The organism is Baaleninema sp. (genome assembly GCF_049974805.1).
GTDB lineage: Bacteria > Cyanobacteriota > Cyanobacteriia > Cyanobacteriales > Geitlerinemataceae > Baaleninema.
In genome coordinates, this window is the sequence record NZ_JBNGCO010000042.1 from 1 (window position 1) to 13,834 (window position 13,834).

Annotated in this window: 7 protein-coding genes; 5 read left to right on the top strand and 2 right to left on the bottom strand. The window is 55.8% G+C overall.

Going from position 1 to position 13,834, the window contains the following annotated elements:
* Together ACP5D4_RS10180 and hisD are read right to left on the bottom strand one after the other, a co-directional pair.
* Positions 1 to 374, bottom strand: a 374-nt coding sequence (locus tag ACP5D4_RS10180) for a hypothetical protein (protein ID WP_428011516.1), incomplete at its 3' end; no start/stop codon positions are given.
* Between the two features lie 870 nt (positions 375 to 1,244).
* Positions 1,245 to 2,543: a histidinol dehydrogenase gene (gene hisD / locus ACP5D4_RS10185; RefSeq protein ID WP_428011517.1), complete on the bottom strand. Its 1,299-nt coding sequence runs from the start codon at positions 2,541 to 2,543 to the stop codon at positions 1,245 to 1,247.
* A 254-nt stretch (positions 2,544 to 2,797) separates the two neighbouring features.
* Between hisD and rpsT the strand changes: the two genes are divergently transcribed.
* The 5 genes from rpsT to ACP5D4_RS10210 all read left to right on the top strand — a co-directional run bounded on the left by rpsT (position 2,798) and on the right by ACP5D4_RS10210 (position 13,821).
* Positions 2,798 to 3,103 (top strand): 30S ribosomal protein S20, encoded by a 306-nt coding sequence (gene rpsT / locus ACP5D4_RS10190; RefSeq protein WP_428011518.1) that lies wholly within the window; start codon positions 2,798 to 2,800, stop codon positions 3,101 to 3,103.
* Between the two features lie 55 nt (positions 3,104 to 3,158).
* The gene (locus ACP5D4_RS10195; RefSeq protein ID WP_428011519.1) at positions 3,159 to 3,959 is read left to right on the top strand and encodes a TatD family hydrolase; all 801 of its coding nucleotides are present in this window, start codon (positions 3,159 to 3,161) and stop codon (positions 3,957 to 3,959) included.
* A gap of 408 nt (positions 3,960 to 4,367) precedes the next feature.
* Positions 4,368 to 7,685: a DNA-directed RNA polymerase subunit beta gene (rpoB, locus tag ACP5D4_RS10200; protein ID WP_428011520.1), complete on the top strand. Its 3,318-nt coding sequence runs from the start codon at positions 4,368 to 4,370 to the stop codon at positions 7,683 to 7,685.
* 83 nt (positions 7,686 to 7,768) lie between these two features.
* Positions 7,769 to 9,646 (top strand): DNA-directed RNA polymerase subunit gamma, encoded by a 1,878-nt coding sequence (locus tag ACP5D4_RS10205; protein ID WP_428011521.1) that lies wholly within the window; start codon positions 7,769 to 7,771, stop codon positions 9,644 to 9,646.
* A 149-nt stretch (positions 9,647 to 9,795) separates the two neighbouring features.
* Positions 9,796 to 13,821: a DNA-directed RNA polymerase subunit beta' gene (locus ACP5D4_RS10210; RefSeq protein ID WP_428011522.1), complete on the top strand. Its 4,026-nt coding sequence runs from the start codon at positions 9,796 to 9,798 to the stop codon at positions 13,819 to 13,821.
* Positions 13,822 to 13,834: the final 13 nt, after the last annotated feature.

Below are 13,834 nucleotides of genomic sequence, written 5' to 3' on the forward strand. Positions count from 1 at the left end.
CCCGAATGGCTCCCCGAGTCGAAATGTCTCGATCGTAAAATTCCCGAGATTTCGTTGTTGTTAATGCTGTCGATCTCGATTTCCAAAATGTGAGACGCCCGCACGTCTCCTTCACTCGACCATTTCCCGAGAAATTCATCCTTTAATAAAACTGTTTCCGAACCGGGTTCGTTCGTCGGCGATGGGCTTAAAGTTTCGGTGCTGTCTTCAGTGTTTTGAGAGTTTCCTGAGTTGTTGTTGGCGTCGTTTTTTGCGTTGTTATTCGCGAATATTTCTTGCCACCACCAAGGGGAAGTTCCACCGACTAATAGGGCAACGACGACGGGAGCCACGATTTTATTGACTAAGCTGTTATTTTGATTGGGATTTGACATGACGATTTTTCTTGTGTTTTTTTCTTTAAAATTTATCTTGATTGGATGTTTTTTAAATAAACAATTACCAAATCAGAAATATTAAAATTTTGAAGAATAAAAAAAGAGTCGGCTTTATCGATACAGAATTATTTTAGTTAAAAATACCGAGAAAATCCAACCGTAAATCAGTTAAAATTTACTTTCACACGAATCACATAAATCCATATTTGAAAGCCGATGACGATCGCATTAGGTTTCGCGATCGATTCACCCTAGAGTTATCGCACGTCCTCCCTTAGTCGATTGTTTCCAGAACTCAACTCAACTCAGCCTTAAGTGTTTTACCAAGTATTTTACCTTTAACACTAATCCATTCCATCGTTCCTACGCTCTGCGTAGGGACGCACCTTTCGGACGCTCTGCGTCGAGTCGTCAAACACGGGGCGCAGAGCGCCATTTGAAAGCCGATGACGATCGCATTAGGTTTCGCGATCGCTTCACCCTAGAGTTATCGCACGTCCTCCCTTAGTCGATTTTTTCCAGAACTCAACTCAACTCAACCTTAAGTGTTTTACCAAGTATTTTACCTTTTTCCATAAGACGGGTTCTCGAATGAATCCACCATTGAACACGAGCAAACACATCTCAACCCTGAAAATTGGACGCCGACACCGTGGTTTAAAAATTGGGCAAGTGAGCGGCGTTTATTTCCCGTTAAAGTTAATCCAACACCAATCGAACTGCGATGGATTGGGTTGCAGAAACACCGATCGCAGATCGATGATTTAAAAAATGACCTGTAACTTCATGAAAAATTCCCCTTAAGTATTCCAGATCCCCGGCATCTCCAAGATGCCGGGGATCTCAAAGAGAATCGATCGCCAATCCCTAAGACTCTTCCATCCGCAAGCGCACCGATTCCGCGTGAGAGTGCAACCCTTCCGCCTGCGCCAGCGTTTGAATCGCACTGCTCATCTGCCGCAGCGCCCCATGAGAATACTCAATCAAACTCGAATGTTTCATAAACGTTTCCACCCCCAGCGCCGAAGCGTACCGTGCCGCCCCCGAAGTCGGTAACGTATGATTAGGTCCAGCTAGATAGTCACCCACCGCTTCCGGCGTCGAAGACCCCAAGAAAATCGCCCCCGCATGGCGAATATGTTCAATGAGATCCCAAGGTTCGGCCACCTCCAGTTCCAAATGTTCCGGAGCGAACTGATTCGACAGTTCCGCCGCTTCCTTGAGAGAATCCACCACCACAATCAAGCCATAATGGGCGATCGCTTTTTCCGTCAACAGCCGTCGCGGGTGGTCGGTCAACTGTCGTTCCACCTCCGCCGCTACCTGACGAGCTAAAGCCGAATCCGGCGTCAGCAGAATCGCCGCCGCCATCGGGTCATGTTCCGCCTGCGCCAGCAAATCCGCCGCCACAAAAACCGGATTAGCATTACTGTCGGCGATAGCCAGCACTTCCGAAGGTCCCGCGAGAGAATCAATACCTACCGTTCCGTAGACCATTTTCTTGGCCAGCGTGACGTAGATATTGCCCGGTCCAGTAATCACGTCCACCTGGGGAATCGTTTCCGTACCGAACGCCAAAGCCGCCACCGCCTGAGCGCCACCGACGCGGTAAATTTCATGAACGCCCGCTTCCTGGGCGGCCACTAACACCGCTGGATTGACACGAAGTTCCGGTCCGGGGGGCGTGACCATAACAATACGATCGACCCCGGCCACCGCCGCCGGAACCGCGTTCATAATAGCCGTACTCGGGTAAGCGGCGCGGCCGCCGGGAACGTAGAGTCCCGCGCGATCGACACTCGTATAGCGTTTTCCGAGAACAATATCGTTTTCGCCGAACTGCACCCAACTTTTCGGGACGCGCTGGCGGTGAAACGCCTCCACCTGTCGCACCGCCAACTGAATCGCATCGAGCAGTTCCTTCGAGACCTGTTGATAAGCCGCATCCATTTCCGAACCGCTTACCCGTAGCTGTTCGGGCTGGAGTTGCTGCCCGTCAAACTCCTTCGTAAAGTGCAACAGCGCCGTATCTCCCTGACGCTGTACCGCTTGCACGATGTCTCGTACCGCCGCTTCCTTATCGACGACGCGATCGTCGTGAGTGCGATTGGCAATCCGCCGCAACTCGGCCTCGGCTTCAGCTCGCTGAGTAATGATTCGCAGCATGGAAATTTCGTATGGGCCTCCGCGTTCGATCTGATTCCCTCGAGTCCCCGGTCGTTCCGGGGGCGCGATCTGACTCGAACCCGCCAAGGGTATCGATCGCACCCGGACTCGTCTGTAGTATTCGCTTTGTATTAGCTTAGCGCGGATTTTTTCACAAAGCGCGACTTCTTTCAGACGAGATGTTATATTAGTATGTCTGGTAAACACTATCCAAATTCGGATATCGAAGATCGACAGACATAGGGGAATTATCGGTGGCTAATATCAAATCTGCAGTCAAACGTATCCAAATCGCCGAGCGGAACCGACTCCGCAACAAATCCTATAAATCCGCCGTCAAGACCTTAATGAAAAACTACTTCGCGGCGGTGGAAGCGTACAGCAGCAACCCGAGCGACGAAGCCATGCAAGAAGTGCAACAGCACATGGCGAAGGCGTACAGCAAAATCGATAAAGCCGTCAAACGGGGCGTACTCCACCGCAATACGGGCGCTCGCAAAAAAGCCCGTCTGGCTCGGGCGCTGAAACGGCAACAAGAAAGCCGAAGCCTTGCGTCCTAGACGAGCCGTAGAGTCCGCGTAACCGCCCGTTTGCCGCCAGTTTAGAGGTTTGTTCGTGCAGCCGATCGACACCCACGTTCACATCAACTTCGAGAGCTTCGACGCCGACTTGGAAGCGGTTCGAGAGCGGTGGCGTGCGGCGGGAGTCGTCGGTTTAGTACACTCCTGCGTTCGTCCCGAGGAGTTCGAGAAAACGAGATCGATCGCCGATCGCGTTCCCGAGATGTCCTTCGCCGTAGGGTTGCATCCTCTCGAAGCCGAGAGTTGGAACGACGATCTCGCCCGAGAGATTGCCGAACGCGCTCAAAGCAGCGATCGCGTCGTGGCCATCGGCGAAACCGGTCTCGACTTTTTCAAAGCCGAGAACCCCCAACAACAGCGAGATGCCTTTTGGGGACAGTTGCAAATCGCGCGGCAACTGAACTTACCCGTCATTATCCACTGTCGCGACGCCGCCGACGAGATGGCTCAGCTACTGGGACAGTTTTGGCAGGCGGAAGGATCGGTTCGCGGCGTCATGCACTGCTGGGCGGGAACCCCCGAACAAGCACGAACCTTTCTCGACTTGGGGTTTTACATCAGCTTTAGCGGCATCGTCACCTTTAAAAACGCCCGTTCCGTACAAGAATCGGCCAAAATCGTCCCCGAAGACCGGTTGCTCGTGGAAACCGACTGTCCGTTTTTAGCGCCCGTTCCCAAACGAGGCAAACGAAACGAACCCGCCTACGTGCGGTATGTCGTCGAACGAGTAGCCGAACTGCGCGGCGTCGATGCCGAAGCCCTCGCCGAACGCACCGCACGCAACGCCATCATCTGTTTCAACTTGAAACAAACCGCTCTGTGCGAGGCCAGTTAACGGCGAACCTTGGGGCATAATTAACAAGGAGGAAAGAGAAGGTAGGGGAACTAACAGTTGCAAGTGTCGAACGGTTCGGCCGCCGAGCCTCGAGTCACCCAAGCGAACGCGATCGCGAAGTCCAAAACGAATGTCAGGTCTCCCACGAGAGTCGAGCTTGTCGGTATTCCCCAACGGGCAACCCGACGCTACCCCACAAAACCAGCTTGTTAACCGAAAGACGAGGTTTCCAGGGCGAGAACAGTAGTTCCCCCAACAGAAGCCTCGATTTTGCCGTGAAAAAGCCTGTCAACCCTTATCGTTGGCAAGATATCTCGGCCAAAAATTCCGGCCAAACATCCCGGCAAAATATCTCGGTAAAAAACTTTTACGTCTCACGCGCAGCCCACAGTCCGAAGAAGAAGACGCATGACTAACCCAACGACCACCACCGCACCCGTCTTTCACCTGCCCGACCTCGTCGAAATCCAGCGATCGAGCTTTCGTTGGTTTCTCGAAGAAGGCTTAATCGAAGAACTCAACAGCTTCTCCCCCATTACCGACTATACCGGAAAGCTCGAGTTACACTTCCTCGGCAAAAACTACAAACTCAAAGAACCCAAATACGACGTCGACGAAGCCAAACGCCGCGATAGCACCTACGCCGTGCAGATGTACGTCCCCACCCGGCTGATTAACAAAGAAACCGGAGAAATCAAAGAACAAGAAGTCTTCATCGGCGACCTGCCCTTGATGACCGAACGGGGAACCTTCATCATCAACGGCGCCGAACGAGTCATCGTCAACCAAATCGTTCGGTCCCCCGGCGTCTACTACAAATCCGACGTCGATAAAAACGGTCGCCGCACCTATAACGCCTCCCTCATCCCCAACCGAGGCGCGTGGCTGAAATTCGAGACCGACCGCAACGGACTCGTCTGGGTTCGCATCGACAAAACCCGCAAACTGTCCGCCCAAGTCCTGCTCAAAGCCCTCGGCTTGACCGACGGCGAAATTAGCGATCGCATCCGCCACTACGACTTCTTCTATAAAACCATCGAAAAAGAAGGACAGTTCACCGAAGAAGACGCCCTGATGGAGCTGTATCGCAAACTCCGTCCCGGCGAACCCCCCACCGTCTCCGGAGGCTTGTCCCTCCTCGAATCGCGCTTCTTCGACCCCAAACGGTACGACCTCGGTCGCGTCGGGCGCTATAAACTGAACAAAAAACTTCGGCTCAACGTCCCCGACAGTACCCGCGTCCTCACCGCCGAAGACATTCTCTCGGCGATCGATTACCTGATCAACCTCGAGTTCGACATGGGGCAAATCGACGACATCGACCACCTGGGCAACCGCCGAGTTCGGTCCGTCGGCGAACTGCTGCAAAACCAAGTGCGCGTCGGACTCAACCGCCTCGAGCGGATTATCAAAGAACGGATGACCGTCTCCGACGCCGACACCCTCACCCCCGCGTCCCTGGTCAACCCCAAACCCCTCGTGGCCGCCATCAAAGAATTCTTCGGCTCGAGCCAACTGTCCCAGTTCATGGACCAAACCAATCCCCTGGCAGAATTGACCCACAAACGGCGTCTCTCAGCCTTGGGACCCGGCGGATTGACCCGCGAACGGGCAGGATTTGCCGTGCGGGACATTCACCCCTCTCACTACGGGCGCATCTGCCCCATCGAAACCCCTGAAGGTCCCAACGCCGGACTCATCGGCTCCCTGGCGACCCACGCCCGCGTCAACGCCTACGGGTTCATCGAAACCCCCTACTACCGCGTCGAAGAAGGTCGCGTGCGTCGGGACATTCCCCCCGTGTACATGACCGCCGACGAAGAAGACGACCTGCGAGTGGCGCCGGGTGACATTCCCATGAACCCCGAAGGCTACATCCAAGGGGATCTCGTTCCCGTGCGCTACCGCCAGGACTTCACCACCACCACCCCCGACCAGGTGGACTTCGTGGCCGTCTCCCCGGTACAAATTATCTCCGTGGCGACCTCGTTGATTCCCTTCATCGAACACGACGACGCCAACCGCGCCTTGATGGGATCGAACATGCAACGGCAAGCCGTGCCGCTGTTGCGTCCAGAACGGCCCTTAGTGGGAACCGGACTCGAAGCCCAAGCCGCTCGCGACTCCGGCATGGTCATCGTCAGCCGCACCGACGGCGTCGTGACCTACGTCGATTCCCAACGCATTAAAGTGCAACCGACCTACGACGCCGAAGCCGGAGAAAACCCCCCCGCCGAAATCGAATACGAACTACAAAAATACCAGCGTTCCAACCAAGACACCTGCTTGAACCAGCGTCCCATCGCCTTTGAAGGGGACGAAGTACAAGCCGGACAAGTGCTAGCCGACGGCAGCGCCACCGAAGGGGGCGAACTGGCCTTGGGTCAAAACATCATCGTGGCCTATATGCCCTGGGAAGGCTACAACTACGAAGACGCCATCCTGATTAGCGAGCGTCTGGTCTTCGACGACGTATATACCAGCATCCACATCGAAAAATACGAAATCGAAGCCCGTCAGACGAAACTGGGTCCCGAAGAAATCACCCGAGAAATCCCCAACGTCAGCGAAGACTCCCTGCGTCACCTAGACGAAACCGGTATTATCCGCATCGGGGCTTGGGTAGAAGCCGGAGACATCCTGGTGGGGAAAGTGACCCCCAAAGGCGAATCCGACCAACCCCCCGAAGAAAAACTGCTGCGGGCGATTTTCGGTGAAAAAGCGCGGGACGTGCGGGATAACTCCCTGCGGGTTCCCAACGGCGAAAAAGGTCGCGTCGTAGACGTGCGGGTGTTTACCCGCGAACAAGGCGACGAACTGCCCCCTGGGGCGAACATGGTGGTACGGGTGTACGTCGCCCAGAAACGGAAAATCCAAGTGGGCGACAAAATGGCAGGTCGCCACGGGAACAAAGGGATTATTTCGCGGATTCTGCCCATCGAAGATATGCCCTACCTTCCTGACGGCACCCCCATCGATATCGTTCTCAACCCCCTGGGCGTACCGTCGCGGATGAACGTCGGACAAATTTTTGAATGTCTGCTGGCCTGGGCCGGAGACAACCTGGGAGCGCGGTTTAAGATGGTGCCGTTCGACGAAATGCACGGTCAAGAACAATCCCGGGAAACCGTTAACCGCAAACTGCAACAGGCGCGGGATAAAACCGGGAAAGACTGGCTGTTCGACCCCGACGACGCCGGAAAAATCCAGGTGTACGACGGGCGGACCGGCGAACCGTTCGATCGACCCGTGACCGTGGGCAAAGCCTATATGCTCAAACTGGTTCACTTGGTGGACGACAAAATCCACGCGCGATCGACCGGCCCGTACTCCCTCGTGACCCAACAGCCCCTCGGCGGGAAAGCCCAACAAGGGGGACAGCGGTTCGGAGAAATGGAAGTGTGGGCCCTCGAAGCCTTCGGGTCAGCCTACACCCTACAAGAACTGCTCACCGTCAAATCCGACGACATGCAAGGCCGCAACGAAGCCCTCAACGCCATCGTCAAAGGCAAAGCGATTCCGCGTCCGGGGACGCCCGAATCCTTCAAAGTCCTCATGCGGGAATTACAATCCCTGTGTTTGGACATTGCCGTTCACAAAGTCGAAACCACCGAAGATGGCACGAGCCGGGATGTCGAAGTGGATTTGATGTCCGACGTTTCGAGCCGTCGCGCTCCCTCTCGTCCCACCTACGAATCCATTTCCAAAGGGGAAGACGAAGACTAAGAACGTTCAATCGATCGTTAATCGTTGCCAACTGGCAACGATTAACGATCGACGATCAACTATCAATTATCAATTGAGAAACGATGCCAAAAGTCGAACAGCGTTTTGATTACGTCAAGATTGCCATCGCCTCCCCCGAGCGGATTCGCACGTGGGGCGAGCGCACCTTGCCGAACGGTCAAGTCGTCGGAGAAGTCACCAAACCCGAAACCATCAACTACCGCACCCTCAAGCCGGAAATGGACGGCTTGTTCTGCGAGCGCATTTTCGGACCGGCTAAAGACTGGGAATGTCACTGCGGGAAATACAAACGAGTCCGCCACCGGGGTATCGTTTGCGAACGCTGCGGCGTAGAAGTCACCGAATCCCGAGTGCGCCGCCACCGCATGGGATACATCAAACTGGCGGCTCCGGTCACTCACGTTTGGTATCTCAAAGGGATTCCCAGCTACATGGCGATTTTGCTGGATATGCCCCTGCGGGACGTGGAGCAAATCGTCTACTTCAACGCCTACGTCGTCCTCAACCCCGGTAACGCCGATAACTTAGCCTACAAACAACTGCTGCTCGAAGACCAGTGGATGGAAATCGAAGAGCAGTTGTACGACGAAGATTCCCAACTCGAAGGCATCGAAGTGGGCATCGGGGCAGAGGCCATCAAGCGACTGCTGGAAGACCTCGACTTAGAAGCCGAAGCCGAAAAACTGCGGGAAGACATCGCCAACGCCAAAGGGCAAAAACGAGCCAAACTCATCAAACGGCTGCGGGTCATCGATAACTTCATCGCCACCGGGTCGCGTCCCGACTGGATGGTTCTCGATGCCATTCCCGTGATTCCGCCGGACTTGCGCCCGATGGTGCAACTCGACGGCGGACGCTTCGCCACCAGCGACCTCAACGACCTTTATCGCCGCGTCATCAACCGCAACAACCGTCTGGCGCGGTTACAGGAGATTTTGGCGCCGGAAATCATCATCCGTAACGAAAAACGGATGTTGCAAGAAGCCGTAGATGCCCTCATCGATAACGGCCGTCGCGGTCGGACTGTCGTCGGGGCCAACAACCGCCCGCTGAAGTCCCTCAGCGACATCATTGAAGGGAAACAGGGTCGCTTCCGTCAAAACCTGCTCGGAAAACGGGTGGACTACTCCGGACGGAGCGTGATCGTGGTCGGTCCGAAACTGCAAATCCACCAGTGCGGACTGCCTCGGGAAATGGCGATCGAACTGTTCCAACCCTTCGTCATTCACCGTCTCATCCGCCAGGGATTGGTCAACAACATCAAAGCGGCCAAAAAACTCATCGCCCGCAACGACCCCAATATTTGGGACGTTCTCGAAGAAGTCATCGAAGGACACCCGGTGATGCTGAACCGCGCCCCGACGCTGCACCGTTTGGGGATTCAAGCCTTCGAGCCGATTTTGGTTGAAGGTCGCGCCATCCAACTGCACCCGCTGGTTTGTCCGGCGTTTAACGCCGACTTCGACGGCGACCAAATGGCGGTTCACGTGCCGCTGTCCTTAGAAGCCCAAGCCGAGGCGCGGTTGTTGATGTTGGCCTCCAACAACATCCTCTCGCCGGCGACCGGACGTCCCATCGTCACGCCCAGCCAAGACATGGTGTTGGGGTGTTATTACCTCACCGCTGAAAACCCCACCGTCCAAGACCAGGAAGAACGGGTCTTCGGCAGCATGGAAGACGCCCTGATCGCGTTCGATCGCGGCTTAATTCACCTGCACGCCTACGTTTGGGTTCGCATGAAGCCCGAAGACGAAATCGTATTGGGACACAAAGACGATACCGTCCTCGAAGAACGAAAACTCGAAGACGGCAGCCTGTGGAAACACTACCAATACACCCGCAAACGCTTCGACGCCGACGGCAACCTCGTCGCCCAATACGTTCGCACGACACCGGGTCGCATCGTCTACAACCAAGCGATTCAAGAAGCGATCGCGTAATTCAGGGGTGATGAGGTGATGAGGTGATGAGGGGATGAGATGAGGGGACGAGAATTTCCCCGGGTCTCCCCATCTCCCCCATCTCCCCGGCTCCCCCTCTCCGGAAGCCCCCCTGCTTCCCTGGTCAACTCTTTCCGTACCGAGACAATATGCGCTTTTACAACCGAGTCGTAGACAAAAAACAACTCCGCGCCCTGATTGCCTGGTCTTTTACCCACCACGGCACTGCGAAAACGGCGAACATGGCCGACCGTCTGAAAGACTTGGGATTTCGCTACGCAACGCGGGCGGGCGTTTCCATCAGCGTCGAAGACTTGCAGGTGCCACCGAGCAAACAACGACTGCTCTCAGCCGCCCAACAGGAAATCGACGTCACGGAAGCCCGTTATACCCGAGGCGAAATTACCGAAGTCGAACGATTCCAAAAAGTTATCGATACCTGGAGTACGACGAGCGAAGAACTCAAAGACGACGTCGTCACCAACTTCCGGGAAAGTAACCCCCTCAACTCCGTGTACATGATGGCGTTTTCCGGGGCGCGGGGGAACATCTCTCAGGTGCGTCAGCTCGTGGGGATGCGGGGCTTGATGGCCAACCCGCAAGGGGAAATCATCGACTTGCCCATTAAAACCAACTTCCGCGAAGGGCTGACCGTTACCGAATACATTATTTCCTCTTACGGGGCGCGTAAAGGACTCGTCGATACCGCACTGCGAACCGCCGACTCGGGATATTTGACGCGGCGTTTGGTGGACGTTTCCCAAGACGTGATCGTTCGGGAAGTCGATTGCGGTACCCATCGCGGCATTCCTTTACAAAGTATGCGCAGCGGCGAACGGGTGGCGATTCCCTTAGAAGATCGCCTCATCGGCCGGGTGTTGGCTGAAGACGTGGTACATCCGGAAACCGGAGAACTCATCAGCGTCGGCTATACCGATCGCAAAAACCGGGAAGTCCAAATCCTCACCGCCCGACGCAACCAATACGTTTCGAGCGAACTGGCGCAAGCGATCGCCGAGGCGGGAGTCGAAGAAGTGATGGTGCGATCGCCCCTGACTTGCGAAGCCGCCCGCAGCGTCTGCCAACACTGTTACGGTTGGAGTCTCGCCCACGCCGAAATGGTGGACTTGGGCGAAGCTGTGGGGATTATCGCTGCTCAAAGTATCGGCGAACCCGGTACGCAGCTGACGATGCGGACGTTCCACACTGGGGGGGTCTTCACCGGGGAAGTAGCCCGTCCGGCAAAATCCACCTTCGACGGTATCGCTCGTTACAGCAAAGAACTGAAAACTCGGACCTTCCGCACCCGTCACGGGGACGATGCCTTCGTCGTCGAACAAGCCGGGGAACTGGTCATCGAACCCAAAAACGGCAAAGGGAAATCCACCTCGATCGCCCTGCCCCAAGGTTCTACCCTGATGGTGGAAGATGGCGGCGAAGTCAAAACCGACCAGTTCGTCGCAGAAGTTCCCATCGGTAGCGCCCGCACCCGGAAAAACACCGAAAAAGCCACCAAAGACGTGGCCACCGACTTGGGCGGAGAAGTGAAATTCGCCGGGGTGATTCCCGAAGAGAAAAAAGACCGCCAGGGCAACACTACAGTCATCGCCGCTCGGGGCGGACTGATTTGGATTCTCTCCGGGGAAGTTTACAATATGCCCCCTGGCGCGAACCCGGTGGTGAAAAACGGCAAAACCGTGGATATCGGCGACGTGCTGGCGGTGACGGAAACGCCCACGGAAAACGGCGGTATCGTGCGGTTGAAAGGGGTCGAAGATACTGAACCGGAAGGGGACGACACCTCGGCGCTGGCGACTCAGCCGCCGATTCCCAAGGAAGTGGAAATCATCACTGCGTCGGTGCGCCTCGACAGTGCCAAAATCGATACTGTCAGCAGCCAAGGACGGGATCAGTACGTCATCAGCACCCAGCAGGGGCAAGAGTTCACCCTCACCGCCACGCCGGGAACGAAAGTTCGCAACGGTCAGGTGGTGGCCGAACTCATCGACAGCACCTATAAAACCCAAACCGGCGGGATTATCCGCTACGGCGATATCGAAGTGGCCAAACGGGGCAAAGGCAGCAAAACCGGTTACGAAATCACCAAAGGCGGAACGCTGCTGTGGATTCCCGAGGAAACCCACGAAATCAACAAAGATATCTCGCTGCTGGAAGTTGAAGACGGCCAATACGTCGAAGCGGGTACGGAAGTCGTCAAAGACATCTACTGTCAGAACAGCGGCATCGTGGAAGTCGTGCAGAAAAACGACATTCTGCGGGAAATTTCGGTCAAACCCGGCGACCTGCACCTTTTGGAAATGGGCAGCGGCGGCGAGTTGAGCGTCTCCGAGAAAACTCTGGTGAACCCCGGAGAAGAAATTTATCCGGGGCTGACGGCGGAACGCTTGTGCTGGGTGGAGTCGGTGGTCACGCCGGAAGGGCCGGGCGTGTTGGTGCGTCCGGTTGAGGAATTCCAAGTTCCCGACGAGCCTCCGGTTCCCAACCAGCAGCCGGCGGAAGGACAGGAAAACGCTTTCCCGATTTCGCTGCGTCCGGTGCAGCGGTTGTTGGCGTTTAAAGATGGCGATCGAATCAAGTCCGTCGACGGTCAAGAACTGATTCGCACGCAGTTGGTTCTCGACATCGGCAATGACGCTCGCCATTTGGAAGCTGACATCGAACTGGTACCCGACGAAACTGAAGAAGACGTGATGCGCTTGCAGTTGGTGGTGCTAGAAGCCCTGACGATTCGCCGGGAAACGGCTGCCCTCGATCCCCTGTTCAGCAGCAGCACCACGACTCGCCTGTTAGTCAAGGACGGCGACCAAATCGAACCGGGTGCTGTGGTGGCTCGCACGGAAATCTGCTGTAAAACCAAAGGTATCGTCGGCGGTATTCGCGAAGGCACCGAAGCCACGCGCCGCATCCTGGTGGTGAGCGACCAAGACCGTTTCAGCATCGAACTCAACGGCGACGCCCAACCCAAAGTCAAAGCCGGTCAGTTGTTGGTGAGCGGTGCGGAAATCGCTTCCGGCGTGGCGTTGGAAGAATCCGGCCAGGTGGTGGAAGTCAAGGACAATACGGTGGTGTTGCGTCACGCTCGCCCCTATCGGGTTTCTCCCGGTGCCATTCTGCATGTGGACGACGGCAGCTTGGTACAACGGGGCGATAATCTGGTACTGCTGGTGTTCGAGCGGGCGAAAACCGGGGACATCATTCAGGGTCTGCCCCGTATTGAGGAACTGCTCGAAGCCCGGAAGCCGAAGGAAGCCTGCTTGCTCAACCGTCGTCCGGGTACGGCGCAGGTGATTTACGAGGAAGACGAATCCGTTGAGATTCGCGTGGTGGAAGAAGACGGCACGATTTCCGAGTACAAGCCCAGTCCGGGGCAAAACGCGATCGTGGTGGACGGCCAGCAAGTGGACGTTGCCGAACCGCTGACTGACGGTCCGGCGAACCCCCACGAGATTCTCGAATCCTGGTTCGATTATTTGGCACCCTCGGGAACCTACGAGGCGGCGCTGCGGGCGTTCCAAAGCGTTCAAACCTTCTTGGTGAACGAGGTGCAGTCGGTGTATCAATCTCAAGGGATCGATATTTCCGACAAACACATCGAAGTGATCGTGCGTCAGATGACCTCGAAGGTGAAAATCGACGACGGCGGCGATACGACGATGCTGCCTGGGGAGTTAATCGAACTGCGTCAGGTGGAACAGGTTAACGAAGCTATGTCGATTACTGGGGGCGCTCCGGCACGGTACACGCCGATGCTGTTGGGGATTACCAAGGCATCTTTGAACACGGACAGCTTTATCAGTGCGGCGAGTTTCCAAGAAACGACGCGGGTCCTGACGGAAGCGGCGATCGAAGGGAAATCGGACTGGTTGCGCGGTTTGAAGGAAAACGTGATCATCGGTCGTCTGATTCCGGCGGGTACTGGGTTCAATGCTTACGAGGAGATGAACTTCTCGGCGCCGGATTCCGATATTAATTCAGTGATTAACGGTGTTGAGGACGATGAAACGCTCCAAGACGTGGTTTTGGACGATCGCACGGCTCGCGCCTACAATCTCGGTGTTGGCGGTAATGCGGATGAGGAGGGCGATATGCTGTCGGACGAGGAGGACAACTCCCCCGTCGTTGATGAGGACGAGGAAGACGATCCGATGGCTTAGTGCGGTGAGGGGA